The organism is Arenibacter sp. S6351L (genome assembly GCF_023016025.1).
Lineage (GTDB): Bacteria > Bacteroidota > Bacteroidia > Flavobacteriales > Flavobacteriaceae > Arenibacter > Arenibacter algicola_B.
In genome coordinates this window covers 1-380 of the sequence record NZ_JALKBB010000121.1, presented here as the reverse complement: position 1 = coordinate 380, position 380 = coordinate 1, and the positions used below count along the sequence as shown (strand labels likewise).

Annotated in this window: 1 protein-coding gene; it reads right to left on the bottom strand. The window is 51.1% G+C overall.

The annotated features are described in order from the left end of the window. Nucleotides 1-380, bottom strand: a 380-nt coding sequence (locus tag MWU82_RS24175) for a putative Ig domain-containing protein (RefSeq protein WP_247098326.1), incomplete at both ends; no start/stop codon positions are given.

Below are 380 nucleotides of genomic sequence, written 5' to 3'. Positions count from 1 at the left end.
CACCGCACCCTCTATATCATTCTGCACACCTGGATTAGTGACCACTGGTGCCTGATTAACAGGATCCACAGTTACGTTCCAGGTAAAGGAAACCATGGCAGACTCCGCAGGAGTACCGTCGTCCGTTACCGTTACCTCTACTGTATAAGGACTGTTTGTTGTAGCACCGGTTGCGATGGTACCACTGATAAGTCCGGTAGCGTTATCTATACTTAGGCCGGTAGGGAGTCCAGTGGCAGAATAGCTCATGCCATCATCCTCTGGGTCCGTGGCCGAAACCTGCAACGAGATCACCGCACCCTCTATATCATTCTGCACACCTGGATTAGTGACCACTGGTGCCTGATTAACAGGATCCACAGTTACGTTCCAGGTAAAGG